Source organism: Serratia sp. Ae19-1 (assembly GCF_059801225.1).
The window spans coordinates 265,591-288,654 of the sequence record NZ_JBCHWD010000002.1 but is presented as its reverse complement, the minus strand read 5'-3'; the positions used below and the strand labels follow the sequence as shown (position 1 = coordinate 288,654).

Genomic DNA, 23,064 nt, shown 5'->3' with positions numbered 1-23,064 from the left:
GTGCGCCGGAGCGCACGCGGCAAAAGGAATTAATGGCGGAAGTGACGCATGTCGGTGAAGATCATCGCAATGCCGTGTTCGTTGGCGGCGGCGATCACTTCGTCGTCGCGGATCGAACCGCCCGGCTGGATCACGCAGGTGATGCCAACCGCCGCTGCGGCGTCGATGCCGTCGCGGAACGGGAAGAAGGCGTCGGAGGCCATGGCGGAGCCTTTTACTTCCAGCCCTTCGTCGCCCGCTTTGATGCCGGCGATCTTGGCGGAGTAAACGCGGCTCATCTGGCCGGCGCCTATGCCGATGGTCATATTGTCACGCGCATACACGATAGCGTTGGATTTCACGAACTTGGCCACTTTCCAGCAGAACAGCGCGTCACGCAGTTCCTGTTCGGTCGGCTGGCGCTCTGATACCACGCGCAGATCGCCGACGGTCACCATGCCCAGATCGCGATCCTGCACCAGCAGCCCGCCGTTGACGCGTTTGAAGTCCAGCCCAGCCACGCGTTGCTGCCACTGGCCGCAGGCCAGCACGCGCACGTTCTGTTTGGCGGCCAGCAGGGAGCGCGCTTCCTGGGTGACGTTTGGCGCAATGATCACTTCCACGAACTGGCGGCTGATGATCGCCTGTGCGGTGGCGGCGTCCAGTTCGCGGTTAAAGGCGATGATGCCGCCGAAGGCGGAGGTCGGGTCGGTTTGGTAAGCACGCTCGTAGGCGGCCAGGATGTCGTCGCCGATCGCCACGCCGCAAGGGTTGGCGTGCTTGACGATCACGCAGGCCGGTTCGGCGAACTCTTTCACGCATTCCAGCGCGGCGTCGGTATCGGCGATGTTGTTATAGGACAGCGCTTTGCCTTGCAGCTGTTCGGCGGTCGCGACGGACGCTTCCTTTACCTCTTCCTCTATATAGAAGGCGGCCTGCTGGTGGCTGTTCTCACCGTAGCGCATATCCTGCTTCTTAATGTAGTTGAGGTTCAGGGTGCGCGGGAAGCGGCCGGACGGCTGCTCGGTCTCGCCGTGGTACGCCGGCACCAGCGCGCCGAAGTAGTTGGCGATCATGCTGTCGTAGGCGGCGGTGTGTTCGAAAGCTTTGATGGCGAGATCGAAACGGGTGGCATAGCGCAGCGAACCGTCGTTGTTGTCCATCTCGGTAATGATGGCGGCGTAGTCGCTGCTCTTCACTACGATGGCGACGTCTTTATGGTTCTTGGCGGCGGAGCGCACCATGGTCGGGCCGCCGATATCGATATTCTCGACCGCATCCTCCAGCGAGCAATCCGGGCGCGCCACGGTTTGGGCGAACGGGTACAGATTGACGACCACCATGTCGATAGGCTTGATGTCATGCTGATTCATGACGGCATCGTCCTGGCCGCGGCGGCCGAGAATGCCGCCGTGGACTTTCGGGTGCAGGGTTTTGACTCGTCCGTCCATCATTTCCGGGAAACCGGTGTAGTCGGAAACTTCGGTAACGGGCAGACCGGCGTCTGCCAGCAGACGGGCGGTGCCGCCAGTGGAGAGCAGTTCAACGCCGCGCTGGGAAAGCGCTTCGGCGAATTCAACGATACCGGTTTTGTCAGACACGCTGAGCAGGGCCCGGCGGATTGGACGAGGTTGTTGCATGGTTTTATCCCTTGGCTTTGAGTCGCAATTAAAGAGCGTTACGTGAATGTCCACCTCGTTCTCTCTATAAAGCGTGGTTTTTTGCCTTATAAAGGGAGGGACAGGCACAAATTCAGGTAACGCCCCCATAAAAGGGGGATCGTTTCGTCGCGGGGAATTGTAGCGAAAACGTTTGCGTGGCGCTCGTAAATTTTCCGTACAAATCGCATCTGTGGATAACACTGTGTGCAAGTGGGTATAAGGCGGGGTTTTGCTGTGGAATGCAGCGAACGATCGTTTTTGCTGAAAATACCTGTTGCGGCCTGCGAGGAACTCCCTATAATGCGCCTCCATCGACACGGAACATGTGAACAACTTCACAGAGTATCCGGGGGTCGCAGAGAAAAAATCCTGAAAATTAGGGTTGACTCTGAAAGAGGAAAGCGTAATATACGCCACCTCGAGTTAGCAAGCGAAAGTGCCTAACTCACTGCTCTTTAACAATTTATCAGACAATCTGTGTGGGCGCTCCACAAGACGATATCCAGCATCTTCGGATGCAAAAAAATATCAAGTCTTGAAGAGTGACTAACTGAAGTAAAATTCATGCAGTAAATCTTTGAGCATCGCTTCTCGAGTGGAAGCAAATCAAGCTTTTAATTGAAGAGTTTGATCATGGCTCAGATTGAACGCTGGCGGCAGGCTTAACACATGCAAGTCGAGCGGTAGCACAGGGGAGCTTGCTCCCTGGGTGACGAGCGGCGGACGGGTGAGTAATGTCTGGGAAACTGCCTGATGGAGGGGGATAACTACTGGAAACGGTAGCTAATACCGCATAACGTCGCAAGACCAAAGAGGGGGACCTTCGGGCCTCTTGCCATCAGATGTGCCCAGATGGGATTAGCTAGTAGGTGGGGTAATGGCTCACCTAGGCGACGATCCCTAGCTGGTCTGAGAGGATGACCAGCCACACTGGAACTGAGACACGGTCCAGACTCCTACGGGAGGCAGCAGTGGGGAATATTGCACAATGGGCGCAAGCCTGATGCAGCCATGCCGCGTGTGTGAAGAAGGCCTTCGGGTTGTAAAGCACTTTCAGCGAGGAGGAAGGTGGTGAGCTTAATACGTTCATCAATTGACGTTACTCGCAGAAGAAGCACCGGCTAACTCCGTGCCAGCAGCCGCGGTAATACGGAGGGTGCAAGCGTTAATCGGAATTACTGGGCGTAAAGCGCACGCAGGCGGTTTGTTAAGTCAGATGTGAAATCCCCGGGCTCAACCTGGGAACTGCATTTGAAACTGGCAAGCTAGAGTCTCGTAGAGGGGGGTAGAATTCCAGGTGTAGCGGTGAAATGCGTAGAGATCTGGAGGAATACCGGTGGCGAAGGCGGCCCCCTGGACGAAGACTGACGCTCAGGTGCGAAAGCGTGGGGAGCAAACAGGATTAGATACCCTGGTAGTCCACGCTGTAAACGATGTCGATTTGGAGGTTGTGCCCTTGAGGCGTGGCTTCCGGAGCTAACGCGTTAAATCGACCGCCTGGGGAGTACGGCCGCAAGGTTAAAACTCAAATGAATTGACGGGGGCCCGCACAAGCGGTGGAGCATGTGGTTTAATTCGATGCAACGCGAAGAACCTTACCTACTCTTGACATCCAGAGAACTTTCCAGAGATGGATTGGTGCCTTCGGGAACTCTGAGACAGGTGCTGCATGGCTGTCGTCAGCTCGTGTTGTGAAATGTTGGGTTAAGTCCCGCAACGAGCGCAACCCTTATCCTTTGTTGCCAGCGGTTCGGCCGGGAACTCAAAGGAGACTGCCAGTGATAAACTGGAGGAAGGTGGGGATGACGTCAAGTCATCATGGCCCTTACGAGTAGGGCTACACACGTGCTACAATGGCGTATACAAAGAGAAGCGACCTCGCGAGAGCAAGCGGACCTCATAAAGTACGTCGTAGTCCGGATTGGAGTCTGCAACTCGACTCCATGAAGTCGGAATCGCTAGTAATCGTAGATCAGAATGCTACGGTGAATACGTTCCCGGGCCTTGTACACACCGCCCGTCACACCATGGGAGTGGGTTGCAAAAGAAGTAGGTAGCTTAACCTTCGGGAGGGCGCTTACCACTTTGTGATTCATGACTGGGGTGAAGTCGTAACAAGGTAACCGTAGGGGAACCTGCGGTTGGATCACCTCCTTACCTAAAGATATTAGTTCGAGTGGCGTGCTCACACAGATTGTCTGATGAAAAAGTAACGAGCAAAAGCGTCATAAAAGTACGGTGTCGTGTCCCCTTCGTCTAGAGGCCTAGGACACCGCCCTTTCACGGCGGTAACAGGGGTTCGAATCCCCTAGGGGACGCCAAGCTTCCGACCCACCCGGTGAAAGCGGCGGTCTCAAGTATCTGACGATACACCATATCTTAAAGATGACTTCCGAGTCATGTTTAAGATATTGCTCTTTAACAATCTGGAACAAGCTGAAAATTGAAACATGACGGCTGAAATTTGTCCCTCCGTAGATGTACTGGGATGAAGAGTAACCTGTCATAGAGTCTCTCAAATGTTTGCAGCGCGAACGATGGAAACATCTTCGGGTTGTGAGGTTAAGTGACTAAGCGTACACGGTGGATGCCTAGGCAGTCAGAGGCGATGAAGGGCGTGCTAATCTGCGAAAAGCGTCGGTAAGGTGATATGAACCGTTATAACCGGCGATACCCGAATGGGGAAACCCAGTGTGTTTCGACACACTATCATGTCATGAATACATAGTGGCATGAGGCGAACCGGGGGAACTGAAACATCTAAGTACCCCGAGGAAAAGAAATCAACCGAGATTCCCCCAGTAGCGGCGAGCGAACGGGGAGGAGCCCAGAACCTGAATCGGCTTGTGTGTTAGTGGAAGCGTCTGGAAAGTCGCGCAGTAAAGGGTGATAGCCCCGTACACTAAAATGCACAGGTCGTGAGTTCGATGAGTAGGGCGGGACACGTGACATCCTGTCTGAATATGGGGGGACCATCCTCCAAGGCTAAATACTCCTGACTGACCGATAGTGAACCAGTACCGTGAGGGAAAGGCGAAAAGAACCCCGGCGAGGGGAGTGAAATAGAACCTGAAACCGTGTACGTACAAGCAGTGGGAGCACCTTCGTGGTGTGACTGCGTACCTTTTGTATAATGGGTCAGCGACTTATATTTTGTAGCAAGGTTAACCGTATAGGGGAGCCGTAGGGAAACCGAGTCTTAACTGGGCGATTAGTTGCAAGGTATAGACCCGAAACCCGGTGATCTAGCCATGGGCAGGTTGAAGGTTGGGTAACACTAACTGGAGGACCGAACCGACTAATGTTGAAAAATTAGCGGATGACTTGTGGCTGGGGGTGAAAGGCCAATCAAACCGGGAGATAGCTGGTTCTCCCCGAAAGCTATTTAGGTAGCGCCTCGTGAACTCATCTTCGGGGGTAGAGCACTGTTTCGGCTAGGGGGCCATCCCGGCTTACCAAACCGATGCAAACTCCGAATACCGAAGAATGTTATCACGGGAGACACACGGCGGGTGCTAACGTCCGTCGTGAAGAGGGAAACAACCCAGACCGCCAGCTAAGGTCCCAAAGTCATGGTTAAGTGGGAAACGATGTGGGAAGGCATAGACAGCCAGGATGTTGGCTTAGAAGCAGCCATCATTTAAAGAAAGCGTAATAGCTCACTGGTCGAGTCGGCCTGCGCGGAAGATGTAACGGGGCTAAACCATGCACCGAAGCTGCGGCAGCGACGCTTATGCGTTGTTGGGTAGGGGAGCGTTCTGTAAGCCGTTGAAGGTGGCCTGTGAGGGTTGCTGGAGGTATCAGAAGTGCGAATGCTGACATAAGTAACGATAAAGCGGGTGAAAAGCCCGCTCGCCGGAAGACCAAGGGTTCCTGTCCAACGTTAATCGGGGCAGGGTGAGTCGACCCCTAAGGCGAGGCTGAAAAGCGTAGTCGATGGGAAACAGGTTAATATTCCTGTACTTGGTGTTACTGCGAAGGGGGGACGGAGAAGGCTAGGCTAGCCGGGCGACGGTTGTCCCGGTTTAAGCGTGTAGGGGGTGTGACCTGGTAAATCCGGTTGCATACTAACCCTGAGGCGTGATGACGATGCACTACGGTGCAGAAGTAGTTGATGCCCTGCTTCCAGGAAAATCCTCTAAGCTCCAGGTAACATTAAATCGTACCCCAAACCGACACAGGTGGTCAGGTAGAGAATACCAAGGCGCTTGAGAGAACTCGGGTGAAGGAACTAGGCAAAATGGTGCCGTAACTTCGGGAGAAGGCACGCTGGCATGTAGGTGAAGTCCCTTGCGGATGGAGCTGAAGCCAGTCGAAGATACCAGCTGGCTGCAACTGTTTAATAAAAACACAGCACTGTGCAAACACGAAAGTGGACGTATACGGTGTGACGCCTGCCCGGTGCTGGAAGGTTAATTGATGGGGTCAGCCGCAAGGCGAAGCTCTTGATCGAAGCCCCAGTAAACGGCGGCCGTAACTATAACGGTCCTAAGGTAGCGAAATTCCTTGTCGGGTAAGTTCCGACCTGCACGAATGGCGTAATGATGGCCAGGCTGTCTCCACCCGAGACTCAGTGAAATTGAACTCGCTGTGAAGATGCAGTGTACCCGCGGCAAGACGGAAAGACCCCGTGAACCTTTACTATAGCTTGACACTGAACATTGAGCCTTGATGTGTAGGATAGGTGGGAGGCTTTGAAGCGTGGACGCCAGTCTGCGTGGAGCCATCCTTGAAATACCACCCTTTAATGTTTGATGTTCTAACTCTGCCCCGTGATCCGGGGTGAGGACAGTGTCTGGTGGGTAGTTTGACTGGGGCGGTCTCCTCCCAAAGAGTAACGGAGGAGCACGAAGGTTAGCTAATCACGGTCGGACATCGTGAGGTTAGTGCAAAGGCATAAGCTAGCTTGACTGCGAGAGTGACGGCTCGAGCAGGTACGAAAGTAGGTCTTAGTGATCCGGTGGTTCTGAATGGAAGGGCCATCGCTCAACGGATAAAAGGTACTCCGGGGATAACAGGCTGATACCGCCCAAGAGTTCATATCGACGGCGGTGTTTGGCACCTCGATGTCGGCTCATCACATCCTGGGGCTGAAGTAGGTCCCAAGGGTATGGCTGTTCGCCATTTAAAGTGGTACGCGAGCTGGGTTTAGAACGTCGTGAGACAGTTCGGTCCCTATCTGCCGTGGGCGTTGGAAGATTGAGAGGGGTTGCTCCTAGTACGAGAGGACCGGAGTGAACGCACCACTGGTGTTCGGGTTGTCATGCCAATGGCATTGCCCGGTAGCTAAGTGCGGAAAAGATAAGCGCTGAAAGCATCTAAGCGCGAAACTTGCCTCAAGATGAGTCTTCCCTGGGCCTTCAAGGCCCCTGAAGGAACGTTTAAGACTAAGACGTTGATAGGCTGGGTGTGTAAGTGCAGCGATGCATTGAGCTAACCAGTACTAATGATCCGTGAGGCTTAACCTTACAACACCGAAGGTGTTTTGGTGAGACCAAGACAATATTCAGCTTGTTTACAGATTGGATTAACTGGCTTCAGCGATGAAGCGGGTTGATTAAAACGAATTTGCCTGGCGGCAATAGCGCGGTGGTCCCACCTGACCCCATGCCGAACTCAGAAGTGAAACGCCGTAGCGCCGATGGTAGTGTGGGGTCTCCCCATGCGAGAGTAGGACACTGCCAAGCATCAAATAAGCCAAGAGGCCATCCGAAAGGATGGCCTTTTTGCTTTTCATCCGCTTTACTCCCTCTGCTCATATCCTGGCGCAGGCCGCGCAATGAAACATTTTCACCTTTCCGCTGAATGCTCGACATCGACCGAAAAAAACGCTATCTTCGGGCATCTAGAAGTCTAAACGTATAAATGGATGTGTGAGGATTAAGCAATGCCGATTCGTGTTCCTGATGAGTTACCTGCGGTCAGCTTCTTGCGTGATGAGAATGTCTTCGTAATGACATCCTCACGGGCAAAAACACAGGAAATCAGGCCATTGAAAGTGCTGATCCTCAATCTGATGCCAAAGAAGATCGAAACGGAAAACCAGTTTCTGCGCCTGCTCTCCAACTCGCCGCTGCAGATTGATATCCAGCTGCTGCGTATCGATAGCCGCGAGTCGAAGAACACGCCGGCTGAGCATCTGAACAATTTCTACTGCGACTTTGAGGACATCCAGAATGAGAACTTCGATGGTTTGATCGTCACCGGTGCGCCGCTGGGGCTGGTCGACTTCTGCGATGTCGCCTACTGGCCGCAGATCGAACGGGTGATCGACTGGGCCAAGAACCACGTCACCTCCACGCTGTTCGTGTGCTGGGCGGTACAAGCGGCGTTGAACATCCTGTACGGTATTCCCAAGATGACGCGCGAGGTGAAGCTCTCTGGCGTTTATCCGCACCAAACGCTGCAGCAACATGCATTGCTGACGCGCGGCTTCGACGAAAGCTTCCTGGCGCCGCATTCACGCTATGCCGATTTCCCGACCGAGGTGATTCGCCAGTATACCGATCTGGATATCCTGGCCGAATCCGAGCAGGCCGGCGCCTATCTGTTCGCCAGCAGAGATAAGCGCCTGGCGTTTGTCACCGGCCATCCGGAATATGATGCCCTGACTCTGGCCGGGGAGTATTGTCGCGACAACGATGCCGGCCTCGATCCCACCGTTCCGCTCAACTACTTTCCCGATGACAACCCTGCACTGACACCGAAAGCCACCTGGCGCAGCCATGGCCACCTGCTGTTTTCCAACTGGCTCAACTATTACGTCTACCAGATTACGCCTTACGATCTGCGCCATATGAACCCGACGCTCGACTGAATTTTTCTGCCTGCCGGCGGCTGAATCGAGGCCGCCGCGTTGACGATCCCTCGTTCGATCCTCTTTTTCTCCCCCATCTCTTCCTGAAATACCTTGTTCGACAAGGCGTTATCATGTTCCTGCATGCCTATTGGAACCGATTTCCTTACTCGGTGTTGTTGTTATTTTTCATAACTAATTGATAATAAAGTGTTAATAAAATATTTAATAATAAAATGGAAATGGTTTTTGATTTTTATTTTTTGTTGAGTATTCTTAGAGCTATCGGGATGAGATCTGACCAGTTTAGGATCGTTTCATCCGCCCTGATCCACAGTGATTTCTGATGAAAATGCGCCGGTCGCTCAGGCGCGACGATGGGAAGGAGCAAGGTCATGACGCAACAGATAGCAGGCACGGAGTTAAGGTTTACGCAGGGTTTCGCCGCTGCGGAGCGCCAGGTGTTGACGGATGAAGCGGTTGAGTTCCTGGCGGAACTGGTGGCGAAATTCACGCCGCGGCGCAATGAGCTGCTGGCGGCGCGTGTCCGCTGGCAGCAAAATATCGATCGCGGCGAATTGCCTGGCTTTATTTCGGAAACCAATTCCATTCGTGGGGGCGACTGGCAGATCCGCGGCATTCCGCAAGACCTGCGCGATCGCCGGGTTGAGATCACCGGGCCGGTCGAGCGCAAAATGGTGATCAATGCGCTGAACGCCAACGTAAAAGTATTTATGGCGGACTTTGAAGACTCGCTGGCGCCAAGCTGGGACAAAGTCATCGACGGTCAAATCAACCTGCACGATGCGGTTAACGGCACCATTTCCTACACCAATGAAGCCGGCAAGATTTACCAGCTGAAACCGAACCCGGCGGTGTTGATCGCTCGCGTGCGCGGCCTGCATTTGCCGGAGAAGCACGTGCTGTGGCGCGACGAGGCCATCCCAGGCGGCCTGTTCGATTTCGCGCTGTACTTCTACCACAACTATCGCCAGCTGTTGGCCAAGGGCAGCGGCCCGTATTTCTATCTGCCGAAAACCCAGTCCTGGGAAGAAGCAGCCTGGTGGAGCGATGTCTTCAGCTTTACCGAGGATCGTTTCGATCTGCCGCGCGGCACCATCAAGGCGACGGTGCTGATCGAAACCCTGCCGGCGGTGTTCCAGATGGACGAGATCCTCTATCACCTGCGCGATCACATCGTTGGCCTGAACTGCGGCCGCTGGGATTACATCTTCAGCTACATCAAGACGCTGAAAAATCACGGCGATCGCGTGCTGCCGGATCGTCAGTCGGTGACCATGGAGAAACCCTTCCTCAGCGCCTATTCGCGTCTGTTGATCAAAACCTGTCATAAGCGCGGTGCGTTCGCCATGGGCGGCATGGCGGCGTTTATCCCGAGCAAAGACGCCGAGAAAAACGCCTGGGTGCTGAACAAGGTACGGGCGGACAAAGAGCTGGAGGCCAATAACGGCCACGACGGCACCTGGGTGGCACACCCGGGGCTGGCGGACACGGTGATGGAGGTGTTCGGCAAGGCATTGGGCGATCGCCAAAACCAGCTGGACGTGCTGCGTGACCAGGATGCACCGATCAGCGCCGCGCAACTGCTGGAACCTTGTGACGGCGAACGCACGGAAGCGGGAATGCGTGCCAACATTCGCGTGGCGGTGCAGTACATCGAAGCCTGGATCTCCGGCAACGGCTGCGTGCCGATCTATGGGTTGATGGAAGATGCCGCGACGGCGGAGATCTCCCGTACCTCTATCTGGCAGTGGATCCACCACGAGAAGAGCCTGAATGATGGGCGTCCGGTGACCAAGGCGCTGTTCCGCCAGATGTTGCAAGAAGAGATGTTGGTGGTGCGTGAAGAAGTGGGGGAGGCGCGCTTTAACGCCAGCCGGTTCGAAGAGGCGGCGCGCCTGATGGAGCGCATCACCACGCAAGATGAATTAATCGATTTCCTGACGCTGCCCGGCTATGCGCTGCTGGCCTGAATTTTCCCAATCAACCCTACATGACTGAAAGGATAAAAATTATGTCTACCTCTCGCTCTCAACAGATCCAGCAGCTGGAACAGGAATGGAAATCGGCCCGTTGGGAAGGCATTACCCGCCCTTATAGCGCTGAAGACGTGATCAACCTGCGCGGTTCGGTCAACCCGGAATGCACCCTGGCGCAAAACGGCGCCGCTAAACTGTGGTCCTTGCTGAACGGCAAGGCGCGTAAAGGCTACGTGAACTGCCTGGGCGCGCTGACCGGCGGCCAGGCGCTGCAGCAGGCCAAAGCCGGCGTCGAGGCCATCTACCTGTCCGGTTGGCAGGTGGCGGCGGACGCCAACAGTGCGGCGGCGATGTATCCAGACCAGTCGCTGTATCCGGTGGACTCGGTGCCGAAGGTGGTCGAGCGCATCAACAACACCTTCCGCCGCGCCGATCAGATCCAATGGGCGAACCGGATTGAACCGGGCAGCAAAGGCTACACCGACTATTTCCTGCCGATCGTCGCCGATGCTGAAGCCGGCTTCGGCGGCGTGTTGAACGCCTTCGAGCTGATGAAAGCGATGATCACCGCCGGTGCTGCCGGGGTGCACTTTGAAGATCAGCTGGCAGCGGTGAAGAAATGCGGCCATATGGGCGGCAAAGTGCTGGTGCCGACGCAAGAAGCGATCCAGAAGCTGGTTGCCGCACGCCTGGCGGCTGACGTGCTCGGCGTGCCGACGCTGGTGATCGCCCGCACGGACGCCGACGCGGCCGACCTGCTGACCTCTGACTGCGATCCGTATGACAGCGCCTTCGTCACCGGCGAGCGCACGGCGGAAGGTTTCTTCCGCACCCATGCCGGCGTCGAGCAGGCGATCAGCCGCGGCCTGGCTTATGCCCCTTACGCCGATATGGTGTGGTGCGAAACCTCGACGCCGGATCTGGATGCTGCCCAGCGCTTCGCCGACGCCATCCACGCCAAATACCCGGGCAAGTTGCTGGCCTACAACTGCTCGCCGTCGTTCAACTGGAAGAAGAACCTCGACGACCAGACCATCGCCCGCTTCCAGCAGGCGCTGTCGGACATGGGCTACAAGTATCAGTTCATCACGCTGGCGGGCATCCACAGCATGTGGTTCAACATGTTCGATCTGGCGCACGCCTATGCGCAGGGCGAAGGGATGAAACACTACGTCGAGAAGGTGCAGCAGGCGGAGTTCGCCGCAGTGGATCGCGGCTACACCTTCGCCTCGCACCAGCAAGAGGTGGGCACCGGCTACTTCGACAAGGTCACCACCATCATTCAGGGCGGCGCCTCTTCGGTGACCGCACTGACCGGTTCGACGGAAGAACAGCAGTTCTGACGCGGCAAGCTTGAAGACGTTTCACCCGGAGCCTGCATGCGCAGGCTCCTTTTTCTGGCGGGGGTAAGGATGGCGGCAAAACTGGAGTTGTTGATCGCACAGACGATCCTGCAAGGCTTCGATGCGCAGTATGGCCGCTTTCTGGAGGTGACCGCCGGCGCGCAGCAGCGCTTCGAGCAGGCGGACTGGCCGGCGGTACAGCAGGCGATGAAAAAGCGCATCCATCTGTACGACCATCATGTCGGCCTGGTGGTGGAGCAGCTCAAATGCATCACCGGGCAGAAATACTTCGACGCCGACTTCCCCAGCCGGGTCAAAGCGGTCTATATCGATCTGCTGCCGGACTATCCGCGTTTCGAGATAGCCGAAAGCTTTTTTAACTCGGTCTACTGCCGGCTGTTCAAGCATCGCGATCTGACGCCGGACAAGCTGTTCGTGTTCAGTTCGCAGCCGGAACGGCGCTTTCGCGACATTCCGCGTCCGCTGGCGCGCGATTTCACTCCCCATGGCGATCTGCCGGCGATGCTGCGCAGCCTGCTGAGCGATCTGCCGCTGCGGCTGCCGTGGGAGGATTTGACGCGCGATATCCGCTATATCACGCAAGCGCTGCAACGCACCTTCAGCGCACAGCAGCTGGCGGGCGCGACCTTTCAGATCGCCAACGAACTGTTTTACCGCAACAAGGCCGCCTGGCTGGTTGGCAAGCTGCGCCTGGCCGACGGCGTTTACCCGTTCCTGTTGCCGATCCACCACAGCGAATCGGGCGCACTGTTTATCGACGCCTGCCTGACCGGCAAGGCGGAGGCCAGCATCGTTTTCGGCTTCGCCCGCTCTTATTTTATGGTCTACGCGCCGCTGCCGGCGGCGATGGTGGAATGGCTGCGCGAGATCCTGCCGGGCAAGACCACCGCCGAGCTGTACATGGCGATCGGCTGCCAGAAGCACGGCAAAACCGAATGCTATCGCGAATACCTGACCTTTATGGCGCAGTCGCAGGAGCAGTTCATCATCGCGCCGGGGGTGAAGGGCATGGTGATGCTGGTGTTCACTCTGCCGTCCTTCGATCGGGTGTTCAAAGTGATCAAAGACGAATTCGCCCCGCAAAAAGAGGTGACGCAGGCGCAGGTGATGGCTTGCTATCAGCTGGTGAAAGAGCACGATCGCGTCGGGCGCATGGCGGATACCCAGGAGTACGAGAATTTTGTCGTCGACAAGGCGCGCCTCAGCCCGGAACTGCTGGAAGAGCTGCGGCGCGAAGTGCCGGGCAAGCTGGAAGATCTCGGCGATCGCATCGTGATCAAACATCTGTATATGGAACGCCGCATGACGCCGCTGAACCTGTATCTGGAGCAGGCCAACGATCAGCAGATGCGCGATGCGATCGAAGAGTACGGCAACGCCATCAAGCAGCTGGCCGCCGCCAATATCTTCCCCGGCGACATGCTGTTCAAGAATTTCGGCGTGACGCGCCACGGGCGAGTGGTGTTCTACGACTACGACGAGATTTGCTACATGACTGAGGTCAACTTCCGCGACATTCCGCCGCCGCGCTATCCGGAGGATGAGCTGGCCAGCGAGCCGTGGTACAGCATCGCGCCCAACGACGTATTTCCGGAGGAGTTCCGCCATTTCCTGTGCGGCGATCGGCGCATCCGGCAGGTGTTTGAAGAGCTGCACAGCGATCTGTTTACCGCGGAGTATTGGCGCGGGTTGCAGCAGCGTATCCGCGAGGGGCACGTGGAGGATGTGTTCGCTTACCGCAAGAAACAGCGGTTCAGCCAGCGCAGCGGGGCGGCGCTGCCGGCCGCCACCGCTGCGATGTAAATCAGGCCTGGGCGCCCGCCACGGCGGCGCGCGCCAGTTCGGTGATGCGCGCATAGTCGCCGCTTTCCAGCGCGTCCGCCGGCACCAGCCAGGAGCCGCCGATGCACAGCACGCTTTTCAGCGCCAGGTAACTGCGGTAGTTGTCCGGCGAGATGCCGCCGGTCGGGCAGAAGCGCACCTGCGGGAACGGGCCACCGATCGCCTGCAGCGCCTTCACGCCGCCGTTGGCTTCCGCCGGGAAGAATTTAAACTCGCGCAGGCCGTAATCCATGCCCTGCATCAGTTCGGAAACGGTGCTGATGCCTGGAATCAACGGAATTGAACCGGCGGTGGCCGCTTTCAGCAGCTCGTCGGTCAGCCCCGGGCTGATGGCGAACTGGGCGCCGGCCTCGGTCACTTCACGCAGCTGTTGCGGATTAATCACCGTACCGGCACCGATGATCGCTTCCGGCACCTCTTGGGCGATGGCGCGAATGGCGTCCATGGCGCAGGCGGTGCGCAGCGTCACCTCCAGCACCCGCACGCCGCCGGCGACCAGCGCTTTCGCCAACGGTACCGCATGTTCCAGCTTGTTGATAACGATGACCGGCACCACCGGCCCCGCCGTCAGGATCTGTTCGGCGCTTGTTTTCCACTTGTTCATGATGACGCTCTCCTCTGTGGCCGTCGCCAGGCGGCGATGCGGCCAGGCTATCGATTAAAATTTGATGCAGCAGGCACCCTGTTCGGCGCCGGACAGCTGGCTGCGCAGCGCGCCGAACAGCTCGCGGCCGCAGCCGATGTGTTCCGCGCTCAGATCGGGTTGGCACGGCGTGCGCCGGGCCAACTCCTCGGCGTCGACCAGCACCTGCAGCTCGCCGCTGCGGCCGTTGACGCGGATCGGATCGCCGTCGCGCACTTTCGCCAGCAGGCCGCCGGTATAGGCTTCCGGAGTGACGTGGATGGCGGAAGGTACCTTGCCGGAGGCGCCGGACAGGCGACCGTCGGTCACCAGCGCCACTTTGAAGCCGCGATCCATCAGCACGCCCAGCGGCGGCATCAGTTTGTGCAGTTCGGGCATGCCGTTGGCCTGCGGCCCCTGGAAGCGCACCACCACCACGCAATCGCGATCCAGCTTGCCGGCTTCGAACGCCGGCACGATGTCGTGCTGGCTGTCGAACACCACCGCCGGCGCTTCGATGATCTGGTTGTCGGCGGGCACCGCCGAGGTTTTCATCACCGCACGGCCCAGATTGCCGGCCATCACCTTGGTGCCGCCGTGATGTTCGAATGGCTGAGCGACGCTGGCGATTACCTTGGCGTCGAGCGAGCCGGCCACACCTTCGCGCCACGCCAGCTGGCCATTATCCAGCCAGGGTTCCTGGGTGTAGCGGTGCAGGCCGAAACCGGCCACGGTGTGCACCTCTTCGTGCAGCAGGCCGTGTTGCAGCAGCTCGCGCACCACCAGCGGCACGCCGCCGGCGGCCTGGAACTGGTTGATGTCGGCCGGGCCGTTCGGGTAGATGCGGCACAGCAGCGGCACCGCTTCCGACAGCTCGGAGAAATCGTCCCAGGTGATGATGATGCCCGCCGCCCGCGCCATCGCCACCAGATGCATGGTCAGATTGGTGGAGCCGCCGGTGGCCAGCAGCGAGACGATGCCGTTCACCACCACTTTCTCGTCCACCAGGCGGCCGATCGGCAGGTAGTTGCCGGCGGTGTCGGTCAGCCGGGTCACCTGGCGCGCGGCGGCGTCGTTCAGCGCGTCGCGCAGCGGCGTGTCCGGATGCACGAAGGAAGCGCCCGGCAGATGCAGACCCATCACTTCCATCACCATCTGATTGGTGTTGGCGGTGCCGTAGAAGGTGCAGGTGCCGATACCGTGATAAGAGGCGGCCTCGGCTTCCAGCAACGCCAGGCGGTCGGCCTTGCCCTCGGCGTACAGCTGGCGCACGCGCACCTTTTCCTTGTTCGGCAAACCGCTGCTCATCGGGCCGGCCGGCACGAACAGCGCGGGCAGGTGGCCGAAGGAGAGGGCGGCCATCACCAGCCCCGGCACGATCTTGTCGCAAATACCGAGGAACAGCGCGCCGTCGAACATGTTGTGCGACAGGCCGACGGCGGCCGACATGGCGATCACGTCACGGCTCATCAGCGACAGCTCCATACCGTCCTGCCCCTGGGTCACGCCGTCGCACATCGCCGGCACGCCGCCGGCCACCTGGCCCACGGCACCCACCGCCTTCAGCGCCTGCTTCAGCCGCTCTGGGTAGTGTTCGTAGGGCTGGTGGGCCGACAGCATGTCGTTGTAGGCGGTGATGATGGCGATATCGCTGCGCACCATGTTTTTCAGCGCCGTCTTGTCATCGGGCTGACAGGCGGCGAAGCCGTGGGCCAGGTTGCCGCAGGCCAGCTGCGCGCGGTGGACGGTTTGGGAGCGGGCCGCCTCGATGCGCGCCAGATAGGCGGCGCGGCTGGCCTCGGAACGGTGGATGATGCGCTGTGTGACACGGGACAAGGTTGGGTTAATCATGCCTTCCTCACATTGCTGTTGTTATAGTCGCCGCCTGTGGCGGTGCCCCCGGTGGTGATTTGCAGCCCTGGTGTGCAAGGCCGGGGGCGATTTGGGCGTTAAAACATCGTGAATGCAATCATGCCGATGGCGCCGCCGACGCTGCCCAGAATCGTTTCCATTACCGTCCAGGTTTTCAGCGTTTGCAGTTCGTTGGCGCCGGTGAATTTGCCGAACAGCCAGAAACCGGCGTCGTTGACGTGGCTCAGCACGATGGAGCCGCCGGCGATGCAGATAGCCAGCGCGGCCAGTTGCCCGCCGTTCAGCCCGAGCTGGCTGGTGACCGGCAGCACCAGGCCGACGGTGGTCAGGCAGGCGACGGTGGCCGAGCCCTGGATCACCCGCACCATGGCGGAGAGCGCAAAGGCGGCCACGGCGATCGGCAGGCCGGCGCCGATCATGGCGTCACCCAACGCCGGCCCGACGCCGGAATCCACCAGGATCTGTTTGAACACCCCGCCAGCGCCGGTCATCAGCAAGATGATCCCGGCCGGTTGCACCGCGGCGGAGCAGATGGCCAGCGTCTGTTCGTTGCTCATGCCGCGCGGCTTCGCCAGGCCGTAAATCACGATCAGGCAGGCCAGCAGGATGGCGGTGAACGGATGGCCGATAAACTCCAGCCACTGCTGCAGCTGCGAACCGGGGGTGACCAGCCGCGCGCCGATGGTTTTCATGCCGACCAGCACCAGCGGGCACAGCACCAGCGCCAGGCTGAAGCCGAACGACGGCAGATTGCCCTTGGTCAGCGTCGGCTCATTCTCTTCCGGCGGCATTGGCCAGTTGACGAAGCGGCTGATAAAGCTGCCGTACAGCGGGCCGGCGATCAGCATGCCGATCACCGCCGCCACCAGGCCGATGGCGATCATCCAGCCGAAGTCGGCCTTCATCTGCGAAGCCAGCAGCATCGGCACCGGTCCCGGCAGCAGGAAGGAGGCGGCGGCGGCCACGCCGGCGAACAGCGGGATCGCCAGCTTGACGATATTGCCGTCGGTGCGGCGCGCCACGGCGAACACGATGCCGATAAGCAGCACCACCGCCACGTCGAAGAACAGCGGCAGCGCGCAGATCAGGCCGGCGATACCGAGCGCATAGTGCGCCTTGCTTTGTCCGAATCGTTTCAGCAATTGCGCCGCAATTTGATCGAGCGCGCCGACCTCATGCAGGATCTTGCCGAACATCGCCCCCAGCGCCACCACGATCGCCAGGAAGCCCAGCGTGTCGCCCATGCCTTTTTGCATGGTGTCGGCGATATGGTCCAGCGGCATGCCGGAGAAAATGCCGGCGGCGATGGACACCAGCATCAGCGCGACGAAGGCGTGCATGCGCGCCTTCATCACCAGGAATAACAGCAGTAAAACCGAGCCGACTGCGGTACCGACCAGCGTCAGGGTACTCACGCGCACACGTCCTGTGGCAGGAAGCTCTGGATATGGCGCACGGTATCGGCAATCACCGCGTCCAGCGGCTGATTGATGTCGATCGCCATCACGTCGTTTTCGTCGGCGCCCGGCTGCTCGAGCGCGGCGAACTGGGTGACCAGCATCTGCGGCTTGAAGAAGTGGCCGTTACGTGCCGCCAGACGGGATTCGATCACCGGGAACTCGCCGTGCAGATAGATGAACGACAGGTTGCCGTTGCCGGCGCGCAGGCGGTCGCGATACTGCTTTTTCAGCGCCGAGCAGACGATGATCGACACGCTGTTGGTGCGCTGCATGGCGAAGGCGGCTTCGTTGAGCGCGGCCAGCCACGGGGCGCGATCGTCGTCGTTCAACGCTTCGCCGGCGGCCATCTTCAGGATATTGCTGCGCGGATGCAGGAAGTCGCCGTCGAGGAAGCCGGCGGAGAGTTGGCGGGCCGCGGCGGCGGCGACGGCGGACTTGCCGCTGCCGGAAACGCCCATAACGACGTAAATGCGATTTTGATTGTTGGTCATGTCTTGGCTCCAAAACACCGGGTGACGTTACCTTCGTTCAGTTTGATTGTTACCGGTAACATGTTATCGGTAACATTGTCGAAGGAAGTTTGAGCGGTTGCAATGGGCTTTCGCCGTGAGGATCGTTAACTGTGATCGGCTTCAAGCTTTTTTCCTGTGGGCTAAACAGGATACCAACAGCCATTTACATGCTGACAACAGAGCAAGGAAGGGGAGCGGAGGCGCACTGCGGCGCCCCGCGGATGGGCTGGATTAGCGTACGCCGCCGTAGGCCAGGCTGATCTCTTTCGCCGCGTGGATCACCAGCGCGCCCAGCTCGATCACGCGATCGTCGGTGATGCGCGATACCGGGCCGGAGATAGAAATGGCGGCGAAGGCTTCGCGGTGCTCGTCGAAGATGCAGGCCGCCACGCAACGCAGGCCGAGTGCGTGCTCTTCGTCGTCAAAGGAAAAGCCCTGCTTGCGGATCTGCGCCAGTCCCTCTTTCAGGTTGTGCGGCGTCAGGGTGTGCGGCGTGTAGGTGTGCATGCCTTTCTTGTGCAGCAGCTTGGTCACCTGATCGTCCGGCAGGGTGGCGAGGAAGGCTTTGCCGGCGCCGGAGGCGTGCATCGGCAGTTTGCCGCCGATCGGCGCCGACATGCGCATCAGCGCCGTACACTGCACCTGATCGATGATGATCGCCTGGTACTCGCTGGTATCCAGTACCGCCAGGTTGACCGTTTCACCCGACTCTTCCATCAGTCGGCGCAGCGTCGGATGAACCATCGCCAGCAGGTTGCGGCTTTGCAGAAAGCTGCTGCCGACCACAAAAGCGTGCGAGCCGATGGTCCACAGACCGAGATCGCCGACCTGGCGCACGAATCCCTGCTGCTGCATGGTGGTGAGCAGGCGGTGAGTGGTGGAGTTCGGCAGGCCGGCCTGCTGGGCCAGATCGGTCAGCGCCACGTTGCCCTGGGCTTCCGAAATGTATTCCAACAGCTTCAGGCCACGGGTCAACGATTGTACCTGGCCGGTCGCCGAACTGGCGGCCGGGGCTGCTGCGCGGGGCTTCTTGCCGCGTTTGGCGGGAGCAGGGGTGGCCATGGGTGATATTCCTTTTTCCGTATGATGGAATTCATTTTCGTTTTTTGTCGATGAATTGCAAGCCGCCGCCAGCTCATCGGAGGTGTTGGCGCACAACCTGAAAAACTCTCAATTGTCGTCTCCCCCTTTGTCCCTACAAGCTGTGCTAGGATGACCCGTTGGTTTTTGCGGCAGTTGAGCGATGGGCTGGATGGCAATGGAAGGGGTTACAGTGACGAATCGAGTAGAACAACTGCGCCGCCAGTTAGCGCAGCGCATTTTAGTGTTGGACGGCGGCATGGGCACCATGATCCAGAGCTACCGTCTGGATGAGCGCGATTTCCGCGGTGAGCGTTTCGCCGACTGGGGCAGCGATCTGAAAGGCAATAACGATCTGCTGGTGCTGACCAAGCCGGAAGTGATCACCGCCATTCATTACGCCTACCTCGAGGCGGGCGCCGATATCCTTGAAACCAATACCTTCAACTCCACCCCCATCGCCATGGCCGACTACCACATGGAGTCGCTGTCCGCCGAGATTAACTACCAGGCCGCCTGCCTGGCGCGCGCCTGTGCCGACGAATGGACGGCGCGCACGCCGGAAAAACCGCGCTATGTCGCCGGCGTGTTGGGGCCGACCAACCGCACCGCATCCATCTCGCCGAACGTCAACGATCCGGCGTTCCGCAACATCTCGTTCGACGAGCTGGTGGCGGCTTATCGCGAATCGACCCGCGCGCTGGTGGAGGGCGGCGTCGATCTGATCATGATCGAAACCATCTTCGATACCCTGAATGCCAAGGCCGCCGCCTTTGCGGTGGAAACCGAATTCGAAGCGCTGGGGGTGGAACTGCCAATCATGATCTCCGGCACCATCACCGACGCTTCCGGCCGCACCCTGTCCGGCCAAACCACCGAGGCGTTTTACAACTCGCTGCGTCACGTCAAGCCGCTGACCTTCGGCCTGAACTGTGCCCTGGGGCCGGATGAACTGCGTCAGTACGTCGCCGAGCTGGCGCGCATCTCGGAGACCTACGTCACCGCGCACCCGAACGCCGGTTTGCCGAACGCCTTCGGCGAGTACGATCTGGATGCGGCCGAGATGGCGCGCCAGGTCGGGGAGTGGGCGCAGGCCGGCTTCCTCAATATCATCGGCGGCTGCTGCGGCACCACGCCGGAACACATCGCCGCGATGGCCAAGGTGGTTGAGGGCGTGCCGCCGCGCCGGCTGCCGGAGATCCCGGTCGCCTGCCGTCTGGCCGGTCTTGAGCCGTTGACCATCGACGCCAACACCCTGTTCGTCAATGTCGGCGAGCGCACCAACGTCACCGGCTCGGCGCGTTTCAAACGCCTGATCAAAGAAGAGAAATACAACGAAGCGCTCGACGTGGCGCGCCAGCAGGTGGAGAGCGGCGCGCAGATCATCGACATCAACATGGACGAGGGGATGCTCGACGCCGAGGCGGCGATGGTGCGCTTCCTCAATCTGATCGCCGGCGAGCCGGATATCGCTCGGGTGCCGATCATGATCGACTCCTCCAAATGGTCCGTTATCGAGAAAGGTCTGAAGTGCATTCAGGGCAAGGGCATCGTCAACTCGATCTCGATGAAGGAGGGCGAAGAGGCCTTTATCCACCACGCCAGGCTGGTGCGCCGCTACGGCGCCGCGGTGGTGGTGATGGCGTTCGACGAAGTGGGCCAGGCGGATACCCGCGAGCGCAAGTTCGAGATTTGCCGTCGCGCCTATAAAATTTTGACCGAACGCGTCGGTTTCCCGCCGGAAGACATCATTTTCGACCCGAACATCTTCGCCGTCGCCACCGGCATCGAAGAGCACAACAACTACGCCGTCGACTTTATCGAAGCCTGCGCCGACATCAAAACCCACCTGCCACACGCGATGATCTCCGGCGGGGTGTCCAACGTGTCGTTCTCGTTCCGCGGCAACGATCCGGTACGCGAGGCGATCCACGCGGTGTTCCTGTATCACGCCATTCGCAACGGCATGGACATGGGCATCGTCAATGCCGGGCAGCTGGCGATTTATGACGATCTGCCTGGCGAGCTGCGCGAGGCGGTAGAAGACGTGATCCTTAACCGCCGCGAGGACGGCACCGAACGCCTGCTGGAGCTGGCGGAAAAGTACCGCGGCAGCAAAGACGGCGAAGCGGCGGTGCAGCAGGCGGAGTGGCGCGGCTGGCCGGTGGAAAAGCGGCTGGAGTATTCGCTGGTGAAGGGCATCACCGAGTTTATCGAGCTGGATACCGAAGAAGCGCGGCAGCAGGCCGAACGCCCGATCGAAGTGATCGAAGGGCCGCTGATGGCGGGGATGAACGTGGTCGGCGACCTGTTCGGCGAGGGCAAGATGTTCTTGCCGCAGGTGGTCAAATCCGCCCGCGTGATGAAGCAGGCGGTGGCTTACCTGGAACCGTACATCGAAGCCAGCAAGCAGCAGGGCACCTCCGCAGGGAAAATCCTGCTGGCGACGGTGAAGGGCGACGTGCACGACATCGGCAAGAACATCGTCGGAGTGGTGCTGCAGTGCAATAACTATGAAATCGTCGATTTGGGCGTGATGGTGCCGACGGAGAAAATCCTGCGCACCGCGCGCGAAGAGAAGGTGGATATCATCGGCCTGTCGGGGCTGATCACGCCGTCGCTGGACGAGATGGTCAACGTGGCCAAAGAGATGGAGCGCCAGGGTTTTACCCTGCCGCTGCTGATCGGTGGCGCCACCACCTCCAAGGCGCACACCGCGGTGAAAATTGAACAGAACTACAGCGGCCCGACCACCTACGTGCAGAACGCCTCGCGCACCGTGGGCGTGGTGTCGGCACTGCTGTCCGCCACCCAGCGCGACGAGTTTGTGGCGCGCACTCGCAAAGAGTACGAAACGGTGCGCATTCAGCACGCGCGCAAAAAACCGCGCACGCCGCCGGTCGATCTGCAGAAGGCGCGCGCCAACGCCATGGCGCTGGATTGGGCCGATTATCAGCCGCCGGCGCCACGGCAATTGGGTGTGTTCCCGGTGGCGGTCGGCATCGAGACGCTGCGCCACTATATCGACTGGACGCCGTTCTTCATGACCTGGTCGCTGGCGGGCAAATATCCGCGCATCCTGGAGGATGAGGTGGTGGGGGAAGAGGCTAAACGCCTGTTCCATGACGCCAATCAGATGCTGGATCGGCTGGCCGCCGAGCGCAGCCTCAACCCGCGAGGCGTTTACGGCCTGTTCCCGGCCAACCGCGTCGGCGACGATGTGGAAGTGTACCGCGACGAACAGCGCGGCGAGGTGCTGGCGGTAAGCCGCCATCTGCGCCAGCAGACAGAAAAAACCGACTTCCCAAACTACTGCCTGGCGGACTTCGTGGCACCGAAAAGCAGCGGCAAGGCCGACTACTTCGGCGCCTTCGCGGTAACCGGCGGGCTGGAGGAGGACGCGCTGGCGGCGGCGTACGACGCACAGCACGACGATTACAACAAAATCATGGTCAAGGCGCTGGCGGATCGTTTGGCGGAGGCCTTCGCCGAATACCTGCACGAACAGGTGCGCAAGCTGCACTGGGGCTATGCCGCTGACGAGAATCTGAGCAACGAGGAGCTGATCCGCGAAAACTATCAGGGCATCCGGCCGGCGCCGGGCTATCCGGCCTGCCCGGAGCACACCGAGAAAGCGACCATCTGGCAGCTGCTCGACGTCAACCGCCACACCGGTATGGCGCTGACGGAGTCCTTCGCCATGTGGCCGGGAGCGGCGGTGTCCGGCTGGTACTTCAGCCATCCTGAGAGCAAGTATTTCGCGGTGGCGCAGATCCAGCGCGATCAGGTGGAAGACTACGCGGCGCGTAAAGGGATGAGCGTGAGCGAGGTAGAACGCTGGCTGGCGCCAAACCTCGGCTACGACGCCGACTGATT

The 23,064-nt window shown here is 59.3% G+C and carries 11 protein-coding genes, 1 tRNA gene and 3 rRNA genes; 9 read left to right on the top strand and 6 right to left on the bottom strand.

What is annotated here, in order from left to right; translation table 11 throughout:
• Positions 1 to 29 precede the first annotated feature (29 nt).
• A complete protein-coding gene (purH, locus tag AAIE04_RS06705) occupies positions 30 to 1,619 on the bottom strand; it encodes a bifunctional phosphoribosylaminoimidazolecarboxamide formyltransferase/IMP cyclohydrolase (protein WP_498576700.1) in 1,590 nt (529 codons plus the stop codon).
• A gap of 636 nt (positions 1,620 to 2,255) precedes the next feature.
• On the opposite strand from purH, the gene AAIE04_RS06700 reads away from it, so the two are divergent.
• From AAIE04_RS06700 to aceK, 8 genes are all read left to right on the top strand, one after another.
• A 16S ribosomal RNA gene (locus AAIE04_RS06700) occupies positions 2,256 to 3,797 on the top strand.
• A gap of 88 nt (positions 3,798 to 3,885) precedes the next feature.
• Positions 3,886 to 3,961, top strand: a tRNA-Glu gene (locus tag AAIE04_RS06695).
• A 239-nt stretch (positions 3,962 to 4,200) separates the two neighbouring features.
• Positions 4,201 to 7,108: ribosomal RNA gene (locus AAIE04_RS06690) — 23S ribosomal RNA — on the top strand.
• Positions 7,109 to 7,211: 103 nt separating this feature from the next.
• Positions 7,212 to 7,327: ribosomal RNA gene (rrf, locus tag AAIE04_RS06685) — 5S ribosomal RNA — on the top strand.
• Together the 16S, 23S and 5S rRNA genes with 1 tRNA gene alongside form the textbook arrangement of a ribosomal RNA operon.
• Before the next feature lie 200 nt (positions 7,328 to 7,527).
• Positions 7,528 to 8,457, top strand: a complete 930-nt coding sequence (metA, locus tag AAIE04_RS06680; RefSeq protein WP_025160144.1) for a homoserine O-acetyltransferase MetA — start codon at positions 7,528 to 7,530, stop codon at positions 8,455 to 8,457.
• A gap of 374 nt (positions 8,458 to 8,831) precedes the next feature.
• Positions 8,832 to 10,430 (top strand): malate synthase A, encoded by a 1,599-nt coding sequence (aceB, locus tag AAIE04_RS06675; RefSeq protein ID WP_498576699.1) that lies wholly within the window; start codon positions 8,832 to 8,834, stop codon positions 10,428 to 10,430.
• 41 nt (positions 10,431 to 10,471) lie between these two features.
• Complete coding sequence (gene aceA, locus AAIE04_RS06670) at positions 10,472 to 11,779, top strand: isocitrate lyase (protein ID WP_019453253.1); 1,308 nt, start codon at positions 10,472 to 10,474, stop codon at positions 11,777 to 11,779.
• Positions 11,780 to 11,848: 69 nt separating this feature from the next.
• Positions 11,849 to 13,603, top strand: coding sequence for a bifunctional isocitrate dehydrogenase kinase/phosphatase (gene aceK / locus AAIE04_RS06665; RefSeq protein ID WP_019453252.1), 1,755 nt, complete (start codon positions 11,849 to 11,851; stop codon positions 13,601 to 13,603).
• A gap of 1 nt (position 13,604) precedes the next feature.
• Here aceK and AAIE04_RS06660 read toward each other — a convergent pair whose 3' ends face one another.
• The 5 genes from AAIE04_RS06660 to iclR all read right to left on the bottom strand — a co-directional run bounded on the left by AAIE04_RS06660 (position 13,605) and on the right by iclR (position 19,170).
• Positions 13,605 to 14,246, bottom strand: a complete 642-nt coding sequence (locus AAIE04_RS06660; RefSeq protein ID WP_063918651.1) for a bifunctional 4-hydroxy-2-oxoglutarate aldolase/2-dehydro-3-deoxy-phosphogluconate aldolase — start codon at positions 14,244 to 14,246, stop codon at positions 13,605 to 13,607.
• Positions 14,247 to 14,300: 54 nt separating this feature from the next.
• Positions 14,301 to 16,115 carry a phosphogluconate dehydratase gene (gene edd / locus AAIE04_RS06655; RefSeq protein ID WP_197667954.1) on the bottom strand — a complete coding sequence of 605 codons (1,815 nt, stop codon included), beginning with the start codon at positions 16,113 to 16,115 and terminating at the stop codon, positions 14,301 to 14,303.
• Positions 16,116 to 16,213: 98 nt separating this feature from the next.
• On the bottom strand, positions 16,214 to 17,551 hold the full coding sequence (gene gntU, locus AAIE04_RS06650; RefSeq protein ID WP_025160143.1) for a gluconate transporter: 1,338 nt from the start codon (positions 17,549 to 17,551) through the stop codon (positions 16,214 to 16,216).
• Positions 17,548 to 18,087 (bottom strand): gluconokinase, encoded by a 540-nt coding sequence (gene gntK / locus AAIE04_RS06645; protein ID WP_498576698.1) that lies wholly within the window; start codon positions 18,085 to 18,087, stop codon positions 17,548 to 17,550. The genes gntU and gntK overlap by 4 nt, the downstream gene beginning before the upstream one ends.
• Positions 18,088 to 18,339: 252 nt before the next feature.
• Complete coding sequence (iclR, locus tag AAIE04_RS06640; protein WP_498576697.1) at positions 18,340 to 19,170, bottom strand: glyoxylate bypass operon transcriptional repressor IclR; 831 nt, start codon at positions 19,168 to 19,170, stop codon at positions 18,340 to 18,342.
• A 196-nt stretch (positions 19,171 to 19,366) separates the two neighbouring features.
• On the opposite strand from iclR, the gene metH reads away from it, so the two are divergent.
• Entirely contained in the window at positions 19,367 to 23,062 is a 3,696-nt protein-coding gene (gene metH, locus AAIE04_RS06635) for a methionine synthase (RefSeq protein ID WP_498576696.1), read from the top strand.
• Positions 23,063 to 23,064: the final 2 nt, after the last annotated feature.

What these genes read in the sequence shown, in the direction of transcription:
- aceK (WP_019453252.1), top strand. Translation starts at nt 11,849, where the DNA reads ATGGCGGCAAAACTGGAGTTGTTGATCGCACAGACGATCCTGCAAGGC.
- purH (WP_498576700.1), bottom strand. Translation starts at nt 1,619, where the DNA reads ATGCAACAACCTCGTCCAATCCGCCGGGCCCTGCTCAGCGTGTCTGAC.
- aceA (WP_019453253.1), top strand. Translation starts at nt 10,472, where the DNA reads ATGTCTACCTCTCGCTCTCAACAGATCCAGCAGCTGGAACAGGAATGG.
- edd (WP_197667954.1), bottom strand. Translation starts at nt 16,115, where the DNA reads ATGATTAACCCAACCTTGTCCCGTGTCACACAGCGCATCATCCACCGT.
- metA (WP_025160144.1), top strand. Translation starts at nt 7,528, where the DNA reads ATGCCGATTCGTGTTCCTGATGAGTTACCTGCGGTCAGCTTCTTGCGT.
- AAIE04_RS06660 (WP_063918651.1), bottom strand. Translation starts at nt 14,246, where the DNA reads ATGAACAAGTGGAAAACAAGCGCCGAACAGATCCTGACGGCGGGGCCG.
- iclR (WP_498576697.1), bottom strand. Translation starts at nt 19,170, where the DNA reads ATGGCCACCCCTGCTCCCGCCAAACGCGGCAAGAAGCCCCGCGCAGCA.
- metH (WP_498576696.1), top strand. Translation starts at nt 19,367, where the DNA reads ATGGAAGGGGTTACAGTGACGAATCGAGTAGAACAACTGCGCCGCCAG.
- gntK (WP_498576698.1), bottom strand. Translation starts at nt 18,087, where the DNA reads ATGACCAACAATCAAAATCGCATTTACGTCGTTATGGGCGTTTCCGGC.
- aceB (WP_498576699.1), top strand. Translation starts at nt 8,832, where the DNA reads ATGACGCAACAGATAGCAGGCACGGAGTTAAGGTTTACGCAGGGTTTC.